General features: G+C 42.8%; 20 protein-coding genes. 5 read left to right on the top strand and 15 right to left on the bottom strand.

Annotated features, from left to right (window positions below):
* Positions 1 to 352: 352 nt before the first annotated feature.
* The 9 genes from ACFSN5_RS10080 to ACFSN5_RS10120 all read right to left on the bottom strand — a co-directional run bounded on the left by ACFSN5_RS10080 (position 353) and on the right by ACFSN5_RS10120 (position 7,138).
* Positions 353 to 1,741, bottom strand: a complete 1,389-nt coding sequence (locus ACFSN5_RS10080) for an oxaloacetate decarboxylase subunit alpha (protein WP_165329485.1) — start codon at positions 1,739 to 1,741, stop codon at positions 353 to 355.
* 12 nt (positions 1,742 to 1,753) lie between these two features.
* Positions 1,754 to 2,302, bottom strand: coding sequence for a citrate lyase holo-[acyl-carrier protein] synthase (gene citX, locus ACFSN5_RS10085; RefSeq protein ID WP_165329484.1), 549 nt, complete (start codon positions 2,300 to 2,302; stop codon positions 1,754 to 1,756).
* On the bottom strand, positions 2,295 to 3,830 hold the full coding sequence (gene citF, locus ACFSN5_RS10090) for a citrate lyase subunit alpha (RefSeq protein WP_165329483.1): 1,536 nt from the start codon (positions 3,828 to 3,830) through the stop codon (positions 2,295 to 2,297). Before citF ends, citX begins: the two co-directional genes overlap by 8 nt.
* Before the next feature lies 1 nt (position 3,831).
* Entirely contained in the window at positions 3,832 to 4,719 is an 888-nt protein-coding gene (gene citE, locus ACFSN5_RS10095; protein ID WP_165329482.1) for a citrate (pro-3S)-lyase subunit beta, read from the bottom strand.
* Positions 4,707 to 5,012: a citrate lyase acyl carrier protein gene (gene citD, locus ACFSN5_RS10100; protein ID WP_165329481.1), complete on the bottom strand. Its 306-nt coding sequence runs from the start codon at positions 5,010 to 5,012 to the stop codon at positions 4,707 to 4,709. The genes citE and citD overlap by 13 nt, the downstream gene beginning before the upstream one ends.
* A 72-nt stretch (positions 5,013 to 5,084) precedes the next feature.
* Positions 5,085 to 5,213, bottom strand: coding sequence for an OadG-related small transporter subunit (locus ACFSN5_RS10105; RefSeq protein ID WP_277423770.1), 129 nt, complete (start codon positions 5,211 to 5,213; stop codon positions 5,085 to 5,087).
* A 20-nt stretch (positions 5,214 to 5,233) separates the two neighbouring features.
* On the bottom strand, positions 5,234 to 6,355 hold the full coding sequence (locus ACFSN5_RS10110) for a sodium ion-translocating decarboxylase subunit beta (protein ID WP_165329480.1): 1,122 nt from the start codon (positions 6,353 to 6,355) through the stop codon (positions 5,234 to 5,236).
* 26 nt (positions 6,356 to 6,381) lie between these two features.
* Positions 6,382 to 6,789, bottom strand: coding sequence for an acetyl-CoA carboxylase biotin carboxyl carrier protein subunit (locus tag ACFSN5_RS10115; RefSeq protein ID WP_165329479.1), 408 nt, complete (start codon positions 6,787 to 6,789; stop codon positions 6,382 to 6,384).
* A 19-nt stretch (positions 6,790 to 6,808) separates the two neighbouring features.
* Positions 6,809 to 7,138 carry a hypothetical protein gene (locus ACFSN5_RS10120; RefSeq protein ID WP_165212488.1) on the bottom strand — a complete coding sequence of 110 codons (330 nt, stop codon included), beginning with the start codon at positions 7,136 to 7,138 and terminating at the stop codon, positions 6,809 to 6,811.
* Positions 7,139 to 7,374: 236 nt separating this feature from the next.
* Here ACFSN5_RS10120 and ACFSN5_RS10125 point away from each other — a divergent pair, with 236 nt between their 5' ends.
* The 3 genes from ACFSN5_RS10125 (at position 7,375) to citG (ending at position 10,497) form a co-directional block, all read left to right on the top strand.
* Positions 7,375 to 8,778 carry a CitMHS family transporter gene (locus ACFSN5_RS10125; protein WP_165212490.1) on the top strand — a complete coding sequence of 468 codons (1,404 nt, stop codon included), beginning with the start codon at positions 7,375 to 7,377 and terminating at the stop codon, positions 8,776 to 8,778.
* A gap of 137 nt (positions 8,779 to 8,915) precedes the next feature.
* Positions 8,916 to 9,614 carry a GntR family transcriptional regulator gene (locus ACFSN5_RS10130; protein WP_165329478.1) on the top strand — a complete coding sequence of 233 codons (699 nt, stop codon included), beginning with the start codon at positions 8,916 to 8,918 and terminating at the stop codon, positions 9,612 to 9,614.
* On the top strand, positions 9,604 to 10,497 hold the full coding sequence (citG, locus tag ACFSN5_RS10135; protein WP_165329477.1) for a triphosphoribosyl-dephospho-CoA synthase CitG: 894 nt from the start codon (positions 9,604 to 9,606) through the stop codon (positions 10,495 to 10,497). The genes ACFSN5_RS10130 and citG overlap by 11 nt, the downstream gene beginning before the upstream one ends.
* 31 nt (positions 10,498 to 10,528) lie before the next feature.
* Here the strand turns inward: citG and ACFSN5_RS10140 are convergent, their stop codons facing one another.
* Positions 10,529 to 11,611 carry an AbrB family transcriptional regulator gene (locus ACFSN5_RS10140; protein WP_165329476.1) on the bottom strand — a complete coding sequence of 361 codons (1,083 nt, stop codon included), beginning with the start codon at positions 11,609 to 11,611 and terminating at the stop codon, positions 10,529 to 10,531.
* Positions 11,612 to 11,802: 191 nt separating this feature from the next.
* Here ACFSN5_RS10140 and citC point away from each other — a divergent pair, with 191 nt between their 5' ends.
* Together citC and argS are read left to right on the top strand one after the other, a co-directional pair.
* Positions 11,803 to 12,852, top strand: a complete 1,050-nt coding sequence (citC, locus tag ACFSN5_RS10145) for a [citrate (pro-3S)-lyase] ligase (protein WP_165329475.1) — start codon at positions 11,803 to 11,805, stop codon at positions 12,850 to 12,852.
* A 277-nt stretch (positions 12,853 to 13,129) separates the two neighbouring features.
* Positions 13,130 to 14,821, top strand: coding sequence for an arginine--tRNA ligase (gene argS, locus ACFSN5_RS10150; protein ID WP_165212500.1), 1,692 nt, complete (start codon positions 13,130 to 13,132; stop codon positions 14,819 to 14,821).
* A gap of 35 nt (positions 14,822 to 14,856) precedes the next feature.
* On the opposite strand, the gene ACFSN5_RS10155 is transcribed toward argS, so the two are convergent.
* The 5 genes from ACFSN5_RS10155 to hisS all read right to left on the bottom strand — a co-directional run bounded on the left by ACFSN5_RS10155 (position 14,857) and on the right by hisS (position 20,464).
* Positions 14,857 to 15,798: a YitT family protein gene (locus ACFSN5_RS10155; protein ID WP_165212502.1), complete on the bottom strand. Its 942-nt coding sequence runs from the start codon at positions 15,796 to 15,798 to the stop codon at positions 14,857 to 14,859.
* On the bottom strand, positions 15,791 to 17,539 hold the full coding sequence (gene aspS / locus ACFSN5_RS10160) for an aspartate--tRNA ligase (protein ID WP_165212504.1): 1,749 nt from the start codon (positions 17,537 to 17,539) through the stop codon (positions 15,791 to 15,793). Before aspS ends, ACFSN5_RS10155 begins: the two co-directional genes overlap by 8 nt.
* Before the next feature lie 122 nt (positions 17,540 to 17,661).
* Positions 17,662 to 18,690, bottom strand: a complete 1,029-nt coding sequence (locus ACFSN5_RS10165; RefSeq protein ID WP_165212506.1) for a hypothetical protein — start codon at positions 18,688 to 18,690, stop codon at positions 17,662 to 17,664.
* Positions 18,691 to 18,742: 52 nt separating this feature from the next.
* Positions 18,743 to 19,159 carry a hypothetical protein gene (locus ACFSN5_RS10170; protein ID WP_165212508.1) on the bottom strand — a complete coding sequence of 139 codons (417 nt, stop codon included), beginning with the start codon at positions 19,157 to 19,159 and terminating at the stop codon, positions 18,743 to 18,745.
* 24 nt (positions 19,160 to 19,183) lie between these two features.
* Complete coding sequence (gene hisS / locus ACFSN5_RS10175) at positions 19,184 to 20,464, bottom strand: histidine--tRNA ligase (protein WP_165212510.1); 1,281 nt, start codon at positions 20,462 to 20,464, stop codon at positions 19,184 to 19,186.
* Positions 20,465 to 20,505: the final 41 nt, after the last annotated feature.

Consider the following 20,505-nt stretch of genomic DNA (forward strand, 5'->3'; position numbering starts at 1 on the left):
CTGATAGTTCCACCTATCTGTTCAGACAAGTCGTTTACTTGAACAGATTCGAATTTGTCGAACACAATTGATTCCATATAGTTTATCCTTTCATTTTTATGGTTGCTATAGTATCACCTAAACTCTTCTTAATCAAGTTCTTCTGCCCATCTTTCATTAGAATGCTAAGATCCTAAAAAATTTTCTGATATTTTTAAACGTTTTGACAACGTTACAATAGTTGAAAAGAGAAGACCAACTGAATCTTCTCTCGCATTTAATTATAGTCATTTATCACAAATTAAAAGGAGAAAACTTGATTAGTCTCCTCCCTTTTAGTTTTGAAGTCCCATGTTTGCCATTAATTAGGAACTTAGAAATCAATATCAACAGAAACGGTTTGGACAGGGACGTCATAGAAAGGATCTTCACGGCGGCCTAAGAAATCTTTAGCTTGCTGAGGGAAGGAGGCATAACTGAGCACATCTTCTTCACTCTTAGCATAGTCTGCAATTTCTTGACGCAAACTTGGTAGTTGCGGTTCAATCAAATCAGCTGGCCGAACCGTGATAGGCTCCTCATCACCGATAATGAGTTGTTTAATCTTGTCATCAATAGCTGCTGGTGGACGGCCGTAAAACCCACGGACATAATCCTTAATCTCATTGGGAACGACCTTATAGCGCTCACCTGAGATAATATTCATTAGCGATTGGGTTCCTACCATCTGTGATAAAGGGGTTACCAGCGGTGGATAGCCAAGATCAGCTCTGACACGAGGAACCTCAGCCAAAACTTCTTCATATCGATCAACCAGACCCTGTTCTGTTAATTGGCTGAGCAAGTTTGATAACATCCCACCTGGAACTTGATAAATCAGGGTTTTAGGCTCAACATCCTTGACCTTAGGATTCAAAATGCCTTCTGCTCGATAATGGTCGCGAACAGTATTCATGTGGGCAGCCACTTCTTCGACCTTTTTTAAATCTATGCCCGTGTGAAAACCAAGTTCTTCAAGGGCGATGACCAAAGACTCTGTCGCAGGCTGGCTAGTTCCTCCTGCAAAAGATGAGACCGCTGTATCAATAATATCAGCTCCTGCTTCAGCTACTTTGAGATAAGTCATTTCAGAAATACCACTGGTCGCATGGGTATGGACTTCAAGAGGCAGATTTACATCTTCCTTGATCCGCTTCACTAACTCATAACCCGTCTGCGGCGTTAAAACACCAGCCATATCTTTGATACAGATGGAATCAGCCCCAATTTGGGCGTACTGCTTGGCAAGATTTACAAAATAATCCACCGTATGAATAGGACTAGTAGTGTAGGAAATAGCAACTTGGGCATGACCACCTGCTGCTTTAGTAGCTGATACAGCCGTTTGCAGATTGCGAGGATCATTGAGGGCATCAAAGATACGAATAATATCAATCCCATTTTCGATAGACTTTTGAATGAAGGAGGTCACAACATCATCGGCATAATTGCGATAGCCAAGCAAATTTTGACCACGCAGGAGCATTTGCAATTTCGTTTTCTTAACATGTTTACGAATGGTCCTCAGCCTTTCCCAGGGATCTTCATTCAAATAGCGCAAGCAGGAATCAAAGGTAGCGCCACCCCAGACCTCCAAAGCGTGATAGCCTGCCTCGTCCAAGGTTTCCAGAACCGGCAGCATCTCTGTTGTTGTCATTCGTGTTGCGATTTGACTCTGTTGTCCATCTCGCAAGACTGTCTCCGTAAGGCGGATTTCCGACATGACTTCCCTCCTCTATAAATTTTCACTAATAATTTGGGCAAGCTTGGCTTGCATCGTTTCCACATTGTGTTTTCGAGACCTGGCACAGGACTTGGCCTCTCCCTGACAGATAAAGCAGCGTCGCTTAGGGAAGCCGAGCTCCTGACGGCTAATTGGTTTGGGATAGTTTTCAATCAATTGCAAAACATCCAAGTCCATCAGGCGACCCAAAGGGGTGCTTGCTTCAATCTCTATCATCGATTTTTTTAAATCGTTAGCTGCTAAATCTGAAATCAGATAATACTCACAGCCCGTTTTTTTAACAATTTCTTTTTCAAAATTAATATGTCCTGCTAAAGTTCCTTTGACCTGCTTAATAACCATTTCAAAGACCCGGCTTAATAGAACTGAGTTCTTGATGGGCCCGGGAATATTCATGGTTGCACAAAGCAGGGAATGAGACTTATAAGTTTTCAGCAGTTCTGTCTGTTTACGGCTGCGGTCTTCACGCGCAGCCAGCATATCCTCTAGGGTTACTTGCGGTCCGTCAAAGACGGTTGGGACACTTAGTTGTTCAGACATTACGGACAACATCAATCAAGCTGCCATCGCGATACTCAATAAGAGCCACAACCTTGTCTCCATATTGAATAGGATCTGGATTACCGACAATCGCATAAGCTTTTTCTTTCAACTCTTCAATTGTAAATTGCGGTACTTTCAGGTCCTTAAAGTGTTCTATCAAATCAGGACGGTTAGGATTGATAGCAATACCAACTTCTGTCACAATGACATCAACACTGGTTCCCGGCGTAATGACGGTGTTAACCTTATCAACAAAGGTAGGAATGCGTCCGCGCACAAGAGGTGAAATGACTAAACTCATTTTAGCTGCGAAGGCCGTGTCACAATGGCCGCCTGATGCTCCGCGAATAACACCATCCGAGCCTGTCATAACATTGACATTAAAGTCTGTATCTACTTCTAAGGCAGAGAGTACACAAGTATCCAATTGATTGATTACAGAACCTTTGCTAAGCGGAGAGGCATACATATTAGCATCAATTTCATAATGCTTTTCAGCATTGCTGTCAAGCGATACAGCCGAAGGATGGTCGAAGTCCTGAACGTCCATAATTTTGTCAACCAGACCTTCTTCCAGCAATTCTACCATAGCATTAGTAATCCCGCCCAGTGCGAAATTAGCTTTGACGCCATCTTTAATCATCTGTTCACGCATAAAACGTGTAACAGCCAGTGAAGCCCCGCCGGTACCTGTTTGGAAGGAGAATCCTTCTTTATAGTAAGGAGAACCAGTAATAACCTTAGCTGCATACTCGGCAATGAGCAGTTCTTTAGGATTTTTAGTGTAGCGCGTTGCCCCTTTGGCAATACCTTCAGGATCACCGATGGCATCTACAACAACGACATAATCAACATCCGTCTGCGGAATGCTGATTGGCGTATTGGGATAAGGTACCAGAGTATCTGTAATGATAACAACTTGGTCTGCATATTTAGCATCAATCATGGCGTAGCCAAGCGAACCACAGGTTGCCTTTCCTTTTGTTCCATTAGCATTGCCGTAAGCGTCAGAGCTCGGAGCTCCTAAGAAAGCAACGTCAATATGAATATCATCGGCCGCAATCGCACGCGCACGTCCCCCATGGGAGCGGATAACAACTGGATTTTCCATAATCCCTTCTGAAATGGCTGCGCCTACCTTATCGCGTAGACCACTGGATGTGATATTAGTGACAACGCCGTTTTTAATGTGATCGATCAAAGGGGCATGGACGTTGGCAATAGAGCTGGGAGCGATAGAAATATCTTTAATCCCCATCTTAGCAATCTCATCCAAGACCATATTCATCACATAGTCTCCCTCACGGAAATGGTGATGGAAGGAGATAGTCATACCATCTTTTAGTCCTGTTTTTTCAATGGCTTCACGGATAGAAGACAAGAGCTTATCATCAGCAGGTTTCACTGGTTTTACACGTCGACTGGACTCTTGATAATCTTTAATATGCGCTAATTCCCCTTCAAATACACCATAGCGTTCAGCATATTCTTGAGGAATATCGCGACCTAATTTATTTTCTACCATCTTAAATATCCTCCTCGCTTAACACTCCAGCTGCCTTAGCCAAGGCAATAACACGTTCGGCACGTTCAACAATAGGCTTGTCAACCATTTTACCCTTGAGTGAAATAACACCGGATCCTTTACTTTCAGCTTCACGAATTGCCCAAACAACTTCTTTAGCATTTTGGATTTCTTTTTCTGTCGGTGTATAAATTTCGTTAACCAAAGGGATTTGACGAGGATTAATAACAGATTTTCCATCGAATCCCAGTTGCTTAATTAAGCGCACTTCGTTTTGGAAGCCTTCGGGGTTATTGACATCAGAGTAGACCGTATCAATCGCTGCAATACCGGCTGCGCGCGCTGCATGAAGAATCATGCTGCGAGCAAAGAAAAGCTCTTGGCCATCAGGATAGCGACGCGTTTTCATATTAGTCACATAGTCTTCGGCACCGAGAGCGATACCGATTAAACGATCAGAAGCTTTAGCAATGGCTGGAGCATTGAGAACACCTTCGGCAGACTCGATAGCAGCCATCATCTTAGTACGGCCAATCTCAATACCGTTATCGCGCTCAACTTTTTCGATAACTGCTTCGACATCAATAATATCTTGAGCCGTTTCCGTTTTAGGTAGACGGACTACATCGACACCAGCAAGGACTACTGCCTCAACATCAAGTGCACCGCAAGTATCCAGACCATTTACCCGAACAACCGTTTCTACCTGACTGTAGTCAAAGGTTTTAAGAGCAAAATGCACCAAGGCTCTGGATGTATCCTTTTCTTTCAAAGAGACCGAATCTTCTAAATCAAACATAATAGAGTCTGCACCATACAGCGGAGCATCCCTAAGCATGGCTGCATTGGCTCCGGGGACAAACATCATTGTTCTTCTTAAGCGTTCCATGCGTCAATCTCCTTCCAGTTGTACTGCTCTACTCCTGCCGCTCTGTAAACTGCAGCAAGCGTACGTGCTTGAATGGTACAATCCAAGGCTCCTTTATCTACGGCTTGGACAGCAGCAGACTGAACACCCAAGTTTTCCAGTGTTTCTTGGATGACTGTCCTAATTTGTTGACCAAATTGTTTTTCAACGCTGCTTTCTAATTCGATAGAAATACCATCATTGCTTGGATTAACTGTCACCATAATGTCACTGGACTCCAAAGAGCCAGCGACAGCAGATTGTTTAATATTCATAATTCACCTCACATTGCTATAATATGCGGCGCAGGTGAGATCATCCCACAAGTGTCGCGTGTGATAACTAACTTATTTTTTGACTGGAAAGATCCTGAGTAACAATTCAGCTACTGCATAGAGAATTCCCAAGACGATAAAAACACCAGCCATACCTAAGCCCATCAATTCAAAGGCTTGAATCAAATCATCCATTGACATAATTTTTTCTCCTCACCTTTTTAGCTAAAGAATGACAGCAACAAGCCGCCTGCGATTACCGAAGCAATTTGTCCCGATACATTTGCCCCGACCGCATACATCAAAATAAAGTTTTGCGGATCTTCATCCGTTGCCATTTTTTGAATAACCCGGCTGGACATTGGAAAGGCTGAAATCCCTGCAGCACCAATCATTGGATTGATTTTCTTGCGGCGGAAAATATTTAAAATCTTAGCAAAAACAACCCCTCCGACAGAGTCCATAATGAAGGCCACCAAACCAAAGAGGATAATCATAAGAGTTTGGAGATTTAAGAATTGATCAGCCTGCATCTTAACCGAAATCGTTAGACCCAGGAGGATACTGACAATATTGACCAACTCGTTTTGAGCTGTTTGTGATAAACGGTCTAAAACACCACATTCACGCAAGAGATTACCAAACATCAAGAAACCAACAAGCGGTAGGGAAATAGGTGCGATAAATCCTGCAACAATCGTAATGACAATTGGAAATAGAATTTTAGTTAATTTAGAAACATCTTCTGCCTTGTAGGTCATACGAATCCGACGTTCCTTTTTAGTCGTAACCAATTTGATAGCGAAGGGTTGGATAATAGGAACCAGTGCCATATAAGAATAGGCTGCAACTGTTATCGGCCCCAGTAGCTTAGGAGCTAGCTGGTTGGCGACAAAGATTGAAGTTGGACCATCGGCAGCCCCGATAATCCCGATCGAAGCTGCTTCCTTGATATCGAAGCCTGCCAAGACCGCAACAACGACAACAAAGAAGATCCCAAACTGGGCTGCGGCACCAAAGAGCAGCATAAAAGGATTCTGCAACAGAGGGCCAAAGTCAATCATGGCACCAATCCCGATAAAAATCAGGAGGGGAAAGAGTTCCGTATTAATCCCTATCTTAAAGAGGACATCAAAAACTCCTTCTTGATGGACACCATTGACAACCTGTGTTAAAACTCCTGTTCCGGGGAAATTCACCAAGATGGTCCCAAGACCCATCGGAACTAAAAGGGTGGGCTCATATTCCTTTTTAATCCCCAGATACATGAGCACGGTTCCAATTAACATCATAATGATTTGCGGAATAGTGATAGAGGTAATTCCTGAGATTAAAGTATCCACAAGCTTACTTCCTTTCTAATGTCTCATTAAGCGATTGTAATCAGGCCGTCGCCTGCATTAACCACTTGTCCTTCTTTAACATGAATGGCAGAGATTGTACCTGCACTGCTAGCTACAATTTCATTCTCCATTTTCATGGCTTCCAAAATCATGAGGGGTTGATTTTCTGAAACGGTATCGCCTGGATTAACCAAAATTTTCAGGATTGTTCCTGGCATTGGCGCTGGCATAGCATCCGCACCTGCTGGTGCCGAAGCCGCTGGGCTTGGAGCAGGTGCAGCCGGAGCTGATTCAGCTGGTTGAGGCACTTCTACAGTTGGTGCCGAAGTAGGTGCAGCTACTGGGGCTGGTGTTGGAGCCACTGGAGCACCGATTTCTTCCATTTCCACTAGATATTCTTTTCCGTCAATTGAGATTTTAAATTTACGCAACATAAAATGTCTCCTTTTTGTCTCAGTCTTTCTTTTTGTAAATATTTTTTATGGACAACTGGCTATCAGTTTTTGTGCCGGCCGCAATGCTTGCAGCTATAATCGAAATCGTTTTAACTTCTGGATTCCTCTGTAAGACTCTTTTAACAAGAAACTTACTGTCCGGTCTGTCACCAGCAGCAATAGCTGTTGCGATGACACTGACTCGCTCAACATCTTGAGGATCCGCCGGAATAAAGGCTGGAAGCAGCTCCCAGTCAGAACCTGTTGAACTTTCTAGACTATCAGACTTTGCTGCACTGATAGGTTCAGCTTTACTGGTCTTGCCAAATAAACGTTGAAAAATCCCCATATTTTCCTCCTTTCGAAGTATTGCTTGTGTATTAAGCTTCCGAATAGCTGCTTACTCCTTAATTATATAACGATAAAAGCCTTCAGCATGCATTTTTTGTGTTCTTTCAACTAGCAGGCAATTTGTGTTTTTTTTGTGTTCTTTCGAAAAGGCACTATTTATTTTTGAAACGCTTTCATATACACTGTTAGTAAGATACTTCAAGCTTATATATTTTTTAAATGAAGGAGAAGCTTATGTTATTAACATTATTAGCTTATGCGATGATTATCGTCTTCATGTATGTTGTCATGAAGAAAAAAATGTCTCCCCTTACAGCATTGGTTATGATTCCACTGATAGCAGCTGTCATTGCTATCCTAACTGGATCAGCTAATCTGACTGCAGATAAGGCTTTTGTTGAGTTTGCTGCCGAAGATGGGATGGGGAAAGGGTTAACAGCCATCGGCCCAATGATCATGTATGGCATCAACAATACCGCCAAAACGGGTATTATGTTGCTCTTTGCTATTCTCTATTTCTCAATTATGTTGGATGCAGGCCTTTTTGACCCTATAACTGAAAGGATGATCCGCTTCGCCAAGGGCGACCCTCTGAAAGTTCTTGTAGCGACAGCTGTTGTTGCAGCTGCTGTTTCTCTCAATGGTGATGGTACTACAACAACCTTGATTTGTTGCTCGGCTTTTTTACCAATTTATAAAAAATTAAATATGAGAATCATGAATCTTGGTGTCCTGATTATTTTGCAAAACACCATCATGAATCTACTGCCTTGGGGAGGTCCTACTGCCCGGGCTATGTCAGTCCTTAATGTCGGTTCTGAAATTTTAAGTTATTTGGCTCCCGGTATGATTCTCTCTATCCTCTATGTCATCTTCTTTGTGGCAAGAAGCATGGGGAAAAAAGAACGCAAGCGTTTAGGGGTTAGTGAACTCTCTGATAAAGAGATCACCGAGTTAACCAAAGTGACCGATCCAAAGGTTTTGGATATTCGCCGTCCTAAAAACTTTATTTTCAATGCTATCTTAACGATTATTCTGATTGTTTGGCTGGTTGCTAGTTCCTTTGTTCCAGCTATCGAAGTTCCTTCACTTCTGCTCTTCGGTGTCGGTACCTGTATCGCACTGATGGTCAATTACCCTAGACTGAAGGATCAAACAAAACGCATTAGTGATAATGCCGGTGATGCTGTTCAAGTTGTTATCTTAGTCTTTGCTGCCGGTATCTTCATGGGACTTTTCCAAGGTAGCGGTATGGCCAATGCCCTTGCGTCCAGCTTTACAACCATTATTCCTAAACAATTAGCTGGCTTCTGGGGTCTGGTTATCGCCCTCATCTCTGCTCCTGGTACCTTCTTCCTGTCAAATGATGGCTTCTACTATGGTATTATGCCAGTCTTAGCGCAAACCGGTGCCCAATATGGTTTCAGCAACATGGCAATGGCTCTTGCATCTTTGATGGGACAAGCCTTCCACTTGCTGAGTCCTCTGGTTGCCTTTATCTACTTACTCCTGCGCTTGACCGGTTTGGATATGGGGGAATGGCAGAGAGAGTCCGCCAAATATGCAGCTGTCATCTTTTTAATCTTCGTTGTCACCGTTCTTGTGATGGGACATGTCCCACTTTACATTCCTCAATAAACAAAGCGATACCCATTCTTTTTAAAAGCCCTGCTAACTGGCAAGGCTTTTTTTATAAAAAAACAAGTTATTTACTTTACTTTTTTTAAGAGACTTGGTTATAGTTATAATAGTTACTAAAATTTCAAGGAGGAATCATGTCACAAATTACTCAGGCTATTAAAAATAACTTAGATTTATCGCAGAACGTACCTCTGAAAGTCTCTTTTTATGAAGCTCTTAAAAAGACCATTATCATGAGTGAAATTCCAGCTGGCAGTCATATTAATGAAAAAGAACTCGCTGAAACTCTTAATATCAGCCGCACTCCTATCCGCTATGCTCTGAGTGTTTTGAAAGAAGAGAAGTTGGTGGAGCACATTCCAAAAAAAGGGATTATTGTCCGCGGTATCAGTTTAAAAGATGCTATCGAAATTTTTGATATTCGTAAAGCGCTTGATACTCTGGCTTCCATCAAGGCTATGCATTTGATGACTGAGGAAGACTTCGCAGATATGAAAAAAATATTGACCGACTGTGAAGCAATGATTGAAGATGGAGATATTCAGCAAATACTACAAAACTTTAACCAATTTAATGAATTAATCTATGAAAAAAGTCAGATGCTCCGCCTGCGTGAGATTGTTATGGAATTGCAAACCTATCTTAGATATTTTCGGGAGATTTCCATAAGTTCCCTAGAAAGACGGAAACGCGCCCTATCTGAGCACTGGATCATTTACCGAGGTATGAAAAACAAGGATACTGAGCAGATTACCTTGATTACTCATGAACATCTCAATGCCTCCCTCGAATTTATCAAACAAGAAATGGAAAATAGGCAGCATGGCCAATAACTTTTCTTTAGAGAATTATGCCGATCTAGCCTCAAGATCCTTGCTCTACGAGCTTAATCTCAGCCCCAAACCAGGCCTAGTCGATTGTTTGGATGCTGGGGCTCATAGGGATATGACCTACGAAACCTTCCTTACTAGTATTGAAACTCTCAGTCCCTTTTTCTTACGCTATCTTGAAGTAGGCTGGCGGATGGCTGGGCAAAACCCTCAGCTGATTTTTGAAGAACTAAGAAAAATTGGTATTCAAGCCGAACAGGCTATGTTTCAGGCTACCGGTGGCGTTAACACTCACAAAGGTATTAACTTTTCACTAGCCTTGGTTCTTGGAGCTACTGGCATTTACTTAGCCAAGCAGAAAACCGCCGCCACTAGTCATAATAACCCCTTAATTCCCCAAGATAGCCTAGCTATCTGCCAACTGGCCCAACAGTTAGCGGCTCATATTATTCAGACAGACCTCAGCCAGTTGGAAACAAAGGCGGACCTTAGCCACGGTGAAAAGCTCTATCTCAAATTTGGCATTAAAGGCCCTCGCGGTGAAGCCGCGGCCGGTTTTCCTACAGTTATCGCTCATGCTCTCCCTTTTTTCCGACAAGAGCTTAACAAGGAACAAGACAAAGAATTTTGTCAATTGCGACTACTGCTTTATTTGATGGGCACCGTTGAAGATGCCAATCTTATCCACCGAGGGGGGGTGCCAGCTTGGCAAAGGATTAAAAAAGAGGCTCAGAACCTCTTGAATAGTGATTTTAGTAAGTCAGAACTCAAACGACAGCTGGCCGCCTACAATCAGATATTGATTCAGCGCTATCTCAGCCCTGGTGGCAGTGCCGATTTTCTGAGCTTAACCTTCTATTTTGCTTTCTTGGAGAAGCTGCTATAAGTATTCTGCCAGCTGATTGGTAGAACGTTTGTTAGAATATACTAGCTAGGGCTTTAACAAGCAGGGGCATGACTACTACGGTATAAATAGTTCGGCTAATTTGAATACCTGCAATCTTGGGCATATCTCCGCCAAGTTCCCCAGCTAAAAGCGAAATATCTGTAGCTCCAGCGGGTGAGGAAGCAAAAAGTGCAGATTGGAGATCGAGCAGGCCACTGCGGTACATGATAAAGCCAAAGAAAGCATTGATAATGAGGTAACTCGTCAACAGCAAAAGGATAGGAATGATGAGTTGTGCCATCCGCAACAGACTGGTTTGCGTGAAATTCGTTCCAATTAAAGAACCCGCAACAATTTGCGCTAAATATCTCAGAGAAATAGAAAGTTGGCGGGTATCTCTAGTAATTTTTAAAATGGAAGAAAAAATCAGAGAGAAAATCAAAGCTCCCACAGGAATTCCCAGCTCCATCCCAATGAGTCCGCCCAAGCTAGCAACAGTCAGAATTAAACCGTTATTGATCCACTGTTTTTTGCCACTTAGCTTGGCTGGCTTTCGCTGCGGTAAAGAAGAAGGCTGATTATTCTGTCCTTGTTGCCTTTTGGGTTGAGCACCTTTAGGGCTAAATTTCTTTGTTAGAAAGGCCACCCAGGCCGGCAAGATCAGCAAAATTCCAATCAGACGAGCTGACTGCAGAGTCGCCACAATATCCGATCTTGCTCCCATGTCAATGCTCATCAGAGAAACATCTACAATTCCTCCCGGAAGACAGCTGAGTAGAGCAGTTACTAAGTCTAACGCAAAAAAATGTTGAAAAAGCAATCCTATCGCTATCATATTAAGGGTAAACAGGCTCATTAATCCTGCGATAGCCTTGCCCAACTTGGGAAAACTCAAAATATCCCTTTTAGAAATCTGTTGACCAATATAGGCACCGCTGATAACCTGTGCAAAAATTTTCATGCTTGGCTCTGTAACCATCCGGCCTGTTAAAATGGATACCAAGGCCACAGCTATCATACTGCCAACCATAAAAGGGGCTGGGATTCTCAGGCGCCTTGCCAGCCAGCCACCTGCAAAACCAATGAAAAGGGTTAAGAAAATTGATAATACCATGAGCTAAAAATCTTTCTTGCCGTCTAAATTTTAACTTAGCAATCTTAGTGTCAGTGACTTTTTCTTTAATTATGGCACATTTAGCATCTCTTATAAAGCAAACTATTGTATTAAAAGTGTTTTTAATGGGTGACCCTTGATGATAAGGTGCACGTTTAGTGCTACAATGACATTAAAAAGCGGAGGAAACCATGTCAGCCTATTCTATTTCAAAAATTTTTCCATCTGATGTAGCCAGCTTCAAAAAGATTGATCAACTCTTAGAACAAGAGGGGATTCGCCGTGATGGCAATCTTGATTATACCTGTGCAATCTTTGATGCGGACCTCAATGTTATCGCGACCGGTAGCTGCTTTGGCAATACCCTGCGTTGTTTGGGAGTCAGGCAAGACTATCAAGGAGAAGGGCTGCTCAATAAAATTGTTAGCCATCTCGTTAATCTTCAGTTTGAGCGGGGCAACAGTCATATTTTCCTCTATACCAAGCCTTGTACAGCTAAGTACTTTACCGACTTAGGTTTTTATGAAATCGTCAGACTTCCCAAGAAAATTTCTTTTATGGAAAATAAAAAAACTGGCTTTCAAACCTATCTATCAAAGTTGACAAAAAATCCTTGGACAAGTCCGCGGACAGCGGCTCTTGTTTTAAACGCCAACCCTTTCACTTTGGGACATCAATATTTGATTGAGCAGGCTGCTGCGGAGAATGATTGGCTCCATCTTTTTATTGTCAGTGAAGACAGCAGTCTGGTTCCCTTTTCCATTCGCAAGGAGCTAGTTCAGGCAGGAACTGCCCATCTCAATAATATTATCTATCATGATACTGGTGACTACATTATCAGCCGTTCCACCTTTCCCAGTTATTTTTTAAGAGACAGAGAACAAGTGATTGAAAGTCAGGCTAGAATTGATCTTACTATTTTTATTCAGATTGCTAAAGAATTAGGCATTTCACGACGCTATGTCGGACAAGAACCGACAAGTCTAGTTACCAGTCTTTATAACCAAATTATGCAAGAGGATTTACCCAAAGCCGGTATTGACTGCATCATCCTTCCCCGTAAAGAAACTGCTGATGGACAGGTTATTAGTGCTTCTACAGCTCGTCAGGCAATCAAAGAGGAGAATTGGAAGCTCTTGAAAGAACTTCTGCCCCAGAGCAGCCTAGATTATTTCTTAAGTGAACAAGCCAAGCCTGTGATTGAGAGAATCCAGACAGCTAATGAGGTTCGCCACTACTGAACTCCTCTGATTAAGGAACATCGCCACCAAAGAGAGGGAAGGTATCTTAAACTCCCAATACTATCCTTTAAAGAATATATCAGGCAATCATAAATAACCTTGACTCCTTAACTTTATACATCATTGTCATATTGTATGATGGGCGAGAAGAAAGCCTTCATGGGTATCTATCTCAGGCTTTCACTGCTTAGTTATTTTCTCTTAATACTGGCAAATGGCTCGGCAAAATCCCCCTATTTATGTTACAATGAAATGAATACTTTCACAGGAGAAACACATGGATAGTAAACTCATTATCGCTCAAGAGCTCAAGACTGTCCTACCTGATATGGACCTTGATGCGATTGTTAATCTATTAGAAATCCCTAAGAACACTGCGATGGGGGATTTAGCCTTCCCTGCTTTTTCTTTAGCCAAGATATTGCGTAAGGCCCCCCAAGCCATTGCCAGCGAACTCGTTGAAAAAATTAACACGGATAAATTCGATAAAGTCCAAGCTGTCGGCCCCTATATCAATTTCTTCCTCAACAAGAAAGAGATTTCCCGAAGTGTTCTAAAGGAAGTCATTACTCAAGGTAGTAACTACGCCACACAGGATTTCGGTCAAGGACGACATATTACCATTGATATGTCCAGTCCTAACATCGCCAAGCCCTTTTCTATCGGTCACCTGCGCTCGACTGTTATCGGTGACAGTCTAGCTAAGATTTTCGAAAAAGTCGGCTATAAGGCTATTAAAATCAATCACTTGGGCGACTGGGGCAAACAGTTCGGCATGCTGATAGTAGCCTATAAAAAATGGGGTGACGAGGAAGCTGTCCGCACTAATCCCATCGATGAGCTACTTCAGCTTTACGTCCGCATCAATAAGGAAGCTCAAACCCAGCCTGAATTAGACGAAGAAGCTAGAGACTGGTTTCGGAAGCTAGAGGCTGGTGACGACGAGGCTATTAACCTCTGGCAATGGTTCCGTGATGAGAGCCTGATTGAATTCAACCGCCTCTATGACCAATTAGGGGTCCAATTCGATAGCTATAATGGGGAAGCCTTCTATAATGACAAGATGGATGAAGTTGTTTCTATCCTAGAAAATAAGGGACTCTTGCAGGAATCGCAAGGAGCTCAAGTGGTTAATCTGGATCAATATGGCATTGAAAACCCTGCCTTGATTAAAAAATCAGACGGAGCCACCCTTTACATTACACGGGATTTGGCTGCAGCTCTCTACCGCAAGCGGACCTACGATTTTGCTAAGTCTATCTACGTGGTCGGCAATGAACAAGCCGCTCATTTTAAGCAACTCAAGGCTGTCCTTAAAGAGATGAGTTACGACTGGTCAGACGACATCGTTCATGTTCCTTTCGGGCTAGTCACCAAGGATGGTAAAAAACTCTCAACTCGTAAGGGAAATGTCATCCTCTTGGAACCAACCATTGCCGAAGCCATCAAACGGGCTGGTGATCAAATCGAAGCTAAGAACCCTGATTTGCCAAATAAGGACATCGTTGCTCACACAGTTGGTGTCGGAGCCATCAAGTTTTATGACCTCAAGACGGATCGCCTCAATGGTTACGATTTCAACCTCGATGCCATGGTTTCCTTTGAAGGAGAAACCGGTCCCTATGTCCAATATGCCTATGCCCGGATTCAATCCATCCTCCGCAAGGCGGATTTCAAGGCTACTCCAGCTGCTGGCTATTCCTTAGATGATGCTGAAAGCTGGGAAATTATCAAGTTGATTCAAAATTTCCCAGCCACCATCAAACGAGCGGCCGATAATTTTGAACCATCTATCATTGCCAAGTTTGCCATCAGCCTAGCTCAAGCTTTCAATAAGTACTACGCCCATAACCGTATTTTGGACCAAAGTCCAGAGCGTGACAGCCGTCTAGCCCTTAGCTATACAACAGCGCTGGTCCTCAAAGAAGCCCTGCGCCTTCTGGGTGTGGATGCCCCAGACGAAATGTAAAATAAGACCATCGGATTTCCGATGGTCTTATTATTCTAATCGTCCTCTACAAAACGTCCTAAGATATGGACATCCTCAGCAATGGAAACGAAAGCTTTGGGGTCAGCCTTGTGCATAACATATTTGAAATCGTTGAATTCTTCTCGAGTGATGATAGTAATCAGCACTACCTTTTTCTCATGATTATAGGTCCCTTCGGCATCATTGATCTGGGTCACTCCCCGATGGAGCCTCTTATGAATTTGCTTGGTTACTCGGTCAGGCTTGCTGGTAATAATAGTGGCCTGCATTTTCTTTTGCTTGGTAAAAATAGCATCTGTCATTTGACTAGAAACAAAGATCGTCACCATGGAATAGAGGGCATACTGCCAGCCAAAAAGCAACCCCGCAAATACCATGATGGTCCCATTGACCATGAGAGAGATACTTCCAACAGCACGCCCTGTCTTCTTGCGAATATAGAGGCTAACGATATCCGTCCCCCCGCTAGAAATCCGCGATCGCAAGCCATAACCAATCCCGGTTCCCATCACTAAACCTCCAAAGATAGCATTAATTAGGGGATCACTAGTCAAAGTAATCTGAGGCATGATTTGGATAAAGAAGGAACTGATGGTTACCGTAATAAAGGTAAAGATAGTAAACCGGTGGCCCAGATTGAACCAGGCCAAGATCATCAAGGGAATATTGATGGCATAAAAAGTCACTGAAACCGGAATAACAAAACCAACAAAACGATCACTGAGTGCCGATAAGACTTGAGCTAGACCAGTCGCTCCGCTTGAGTACACATGCCCTGGTTGAAAAAAGAAGTTAACCGCAATACTAGAAAGTATTCCGTAAAAGAGCGAAGCCGAAATCTTCTCAGCATACTTCTCGCGGGAAATACTGCGCACTGTATGGAGCAGGCCGACCTTTTTAGCTGCCTTACCAACAGCATATTTGATTTGTCGCTTAGGCTGTGTTCTTTTAGTCATGATCTTGCACTTGCAGAGCTAGTTCTTCCAATTGTTTATCAGCAACCAAGCTAGGAGCTTGAGTCATAGGATCTGACGCCTTATTATTTTTAGGAAAAGCAATAACTTCACGAATATTGTCTTCCCCCGCTAAAATCATCACAAAACGGTCCAAACCGATAGCCAGCCCTCCGTGTGGTGGGAAGCCATAATCCATAGCTTCTAGCAAGAAGCCAAATTGCTCTTTAGCAGACTCTGCTGTAAATCCAAGAGCCTTGAGCATACGCTCTTGCAAGTCTTTTTGATTGATACGCAGGCTGCCACCGCCGAGCTCATAACCATTTAAGACAATATCGTAGGCAACTGCACGAACCTTGGATAGGTCACCCTCCAGCTCAGCAGCGGTCTCTTCTGTTGGTAGTGTAAAGGGATGGTGAGCTGACATATAACGTCCTTCCTCTTCTGACCATTCGAACATTGGCCAGTCAACTACCCAGAGAAAGTTGAATTGCGATTGATCAATCAAGCCTAATTCCTTAGCTAGACGCGTCCTCAAGGCGCCCAGTGTTGTGTTAGCAACCTCTGAGGTATCCGCAACAAAGAGCACTAAATCGTTGTCAACTAACTGTAAACGCTCTGTCAACTTAGCAGTAATCTCTGTCAAAAACTTGGCTACAGGTCCTGTCAACTCACCGTCAGCGACCTTAACCCAGGCGAGACCTTTAGCACCGTATTGTTTAGCCACTTCTGTCAGCTTATCGATATCTTTACGCGAGTATTTATCAGCCGCATCTTTCACCACAATAGCCTTGACAACTGGAGCTTGAGAGAATACTTTGAATTCAATTCCTTTGACAAGATCTGTCAAGTCTTGTAAAAGCATTTCAAAGCGAGTATCAGGCTTATCTGAACCATAGTTATTCATGGCATCATTATAGCTCATGCGTGGAAAAGGGAGTGTCACATCGATGCCTTTAGTTTCTTTCATAACACATGCAATTAGGCCTTCTGTGATATCTTGAATTTCCTGGTCGTCAAGAAAGGAGGTTTCCAAATCAATCTGTGTAAACTCAGGTTGACGATCCCCACGCAAGTCTTCATCACGGAAACACTTAACTATCTGATAGTAACGGTCAAGCCCAGCGTTCATTAACAGCTGCTTTGTAATTTGTGGACTTTGAGGTAGAGCATAGAAATGTCCCTGACTGACACGTGACGGTACAAGATAATCACGCGCTCCTTCTGGTGTTGACTTGGTCAGCGTCGGTGTTTCCACATCGATGAATTCAAGCGCATCTAGATAATTACGAACACTGTGGGTCACTTTGGCACGCAGCTTGAGGTTTTCTAACATGCTGGGGCGACGCAAGTCCAAGTAGCGGTAGCGCAGACGATTATCGTCCGTCATTTCCGCATCATCTTTGATTTCAAAAGGTGTCGTCTTAGCTGTATTAAGAACGGTTAACTCGCTGACATGAAGTTCAACTTGACCGGTAGGAATCTTATCGTTGGCTTGCTCACGCGCTTGAACGGTACCAGTCACTTCAATGACGTACTCGCTGCGAAGGCTCTCAGCTGTCGCCATCACTTCGTTAGAGACAGCTTCAGGATTGATGACCAACTGCATGATCCCTTCACGATCACGCAAATCAATAAAAATCAAACCACCAAGGTCACGGCGGCGAGCTACCCAGCCCTTCAACGTCAACTGATGGCCAACATGATCACTGCGAACGCGACCAGCATACATACTACGTTTCATACTTGAGATACCAAGCCCAACTGGGCTTTATCCTTTCTCTATCTGAGTTTTTACATTCCCTATTATTATAGCAAAAAGCACACTAAAACCCCACCCATTCGGACGGAGTTTTTTAGATAGCCCTAGTACAAATTAGTATGTGATTCAAAGTTCGACAACTCCTCAACTTTGATCTGCATCTTTTGCGCCTCATTAATGAGATCATTATTCTTCTGTTCATCTAATTTAAAAACTTTATGGTCCCAAGTTTTACCTGAATCATCTGTCATGGGAAATGCCTTATCACTCACAATCCAACTCTCTCCTTTTTTCTCAAAATGTGGATACAAAATATCTAAGTACTCTTGAAAGTCAAACGTTTCTTTTCCACTGACATTTCGGTAATTCGTAAGAATTGAAGAATAAGCTTCTGAAAAGTCTAAATTACTATCTTCATTCAGTGCCCCCTTTGTGTTATGCAATAAAATGGCTTCTGAGACAAGTTGACTCCCTTCTACTCGCTTTCTATAAAATATACCAGCATACTGCGGCTTACCAGAATAATCATTTTCTAATCGCATCAACTTAAAAAAGTAGTCACTATTAGCGATATAGTACCATTGATCCATTTCAATATTGCTTACAGGCTTTTCAGTATTATTCTTCAGGTTAGAAGGATCATAGCTCCAAGATAAATTTCCAGAGTAGAGTTCCCCTTCAGCAATAGTTTGATAACTTCCTAACTTTTTACTATTCTTATACGATGTAACAGTATAGGCAATCGTCGAATAGGTGACAGAATCAATGGTTATTTTTATAGTATCGGCATGAGTATTAAAAAATGCCACACCTTCTTTATCCGTAACGACAAGTTTTTCACCTTCATATTTAAAAGGAAAATCATGGTCTGTAACAGCATCTTCAATATCTGTGTCATCAAAGGTATGAATCCTACCATCTTTAAATGTTATAGTCGAGCTGTAATCTGAATTGCCGTATTCCCAATCAACTTTGTCAATCCCCGGATAGCGTTGTACCAAAGTTTTTGTCGGTTTTCTATTGATAGATACTTTTTGAGAATTAACTATTTTACCAATTTGGACTCCCAAAATGAAAACCATTCCTATACTAACAAGGATTAAAGCCACCCATAAACTTATTAACTTCTTCATAATGATTCTTCCTTTTATAAAATAACCCCACCTATTCCAGTGGAGTTTTTAGCTATTTTCCAAAAGCTGCTATCAAATCACTCGTATCAACAAATTCATCCTGAAACTCTTCAAATTCATTAAAGTGATAATCCGCTTCATCAGCCAGATGGTTCCAGCTAAAGCCATAAACATCTTGAATGGAGATGCCCCATTCATCGGTCTCCTCGTCATATTGCCAGCCAAGAAATCGTTCTGTCGGCTTGAAAACTAAGATAACCTTTTGGTAGTCATGGTCCCATTGCTGGCCGAGAAACTGCTGACACATAAAATGGTCGCCGGCCTTTTCGCCATTAAACCAAGGTATATCATGCCGATCCAAATAGCCAATCATCTTCCAAAACTGTTCCTGAAAGTGAATGGGCTGACTGCGATCAAAACTCAGGCTAAAGGTCTGCTCCTCTTTTAATAACTCTTCAATACTTGTCACAATTTTCTCCTAAAAGTCTAAACTCTATCCTTCAATCTTGGCCAAAACACGAGCAAAGTCTGTACTGATTTCTTCGAGACTGACAATCACTTCTTTGCGGGTCTGATTATTCTTAACAGCTGCTTTACCGCTCTCAACTTCGCTTTCACCAAGTGTGATAACCGCCTTAGCCCTGAAAGCATCTGCAGATTTAAACTGAGCCTTGATCTTGCGGCCCAGATAGTCACGTTCGGCCTTGAACCCTTGCTGACGAAGGGCTTGAACTATCTCGAGCGCCTTAAGGTTAGCACCATCACCAAGAACGGCTAGGTAGACATCCAAATCCTCATCGATTGGAAGTGAGATGCCTTGCTTATCCAGAACCAGCAAGAGGCGTTCAATCCCTAAACCAAAGCCAAATCCTGGAGTTTGTGGGCCATCAAAATACTCAACTAAGCTATCATAACGGCCTCCCGCACAGATCGTTAGCTCCGTTTTATCAATGGTCGTGATGAACTCAAATATCGTATGGTTATAGTAATCCAAGCCGCGCACCATGTTGGTGTCAATCACATAAGGAATTTTCAAGGTCTCCAGCATCTGACGGACAGCGTCAAAATGAGCTTGACTCTCTTCATCCAAGTAATCCAAGATCGATGGCGCATGCTCAACGGCTTCCTTATCCTCTTTTTCCTTAGAGTCCAGCACACGTAAAGGATTTTCATCCAATCGTCGCTGACTGTCTTTTGAGAGCTGATCACGCATGGGCTCCAAATAGTCAATCAAAGCCTGACGATAAGTTAGGCGACTCTCAGAATTACCAAGGCTGTTGAGGTGCAGGGTGACATTCTTAATACTCAGCTCATCAAAAAGCTGATAGGCCATAGCGATGGTTTCTGCATCGGTTGCTGGATTGCTGGAGCCAAAGCACTCTACCCCTACTTGGTGAAACTCACGTAAGCGTCCAGCCTGAGGGCGTTCGTAACGAAACATAGAACCAATGTAGTACATCTTGACAGGCTTTTGTACTTCAGGCGCAAAGAGCTTATTTTCCACAAAAGAGCGGACAACCGGAGCTGTTCCTTCCGGACGCAAAGTGATATGACGGTCGCCCTTATCGTGGAAATCGTACATTTCCTTGGTCACGATATCTGTCGTATCACCAACTGAGCGCGAAATTACCTCATAGTGCTCAAACATAGGGGTGCGAATTTCACCGTAGTTATACTTTTTAAATGTTTCACGTGCAACATCTTCCACATACTGCCATTTAGCACTCTCAGCAGGCAGGATATCCTGAGTCCCTTTTGGTTTTTGAAGTTTCATAATTAAGATACAAAGGCCGAAAAGAAAGCGACTGAAATCAG

The organism is Streptococcus tangpeifui (assembly GCF_044503215.1).
Taxonomy (GTDB): Bacteria; Bacillota; Bacilli; order Lactobacillales; family Streptococcaceae; genus Streptococcus; species Streptococcus tangpeifui.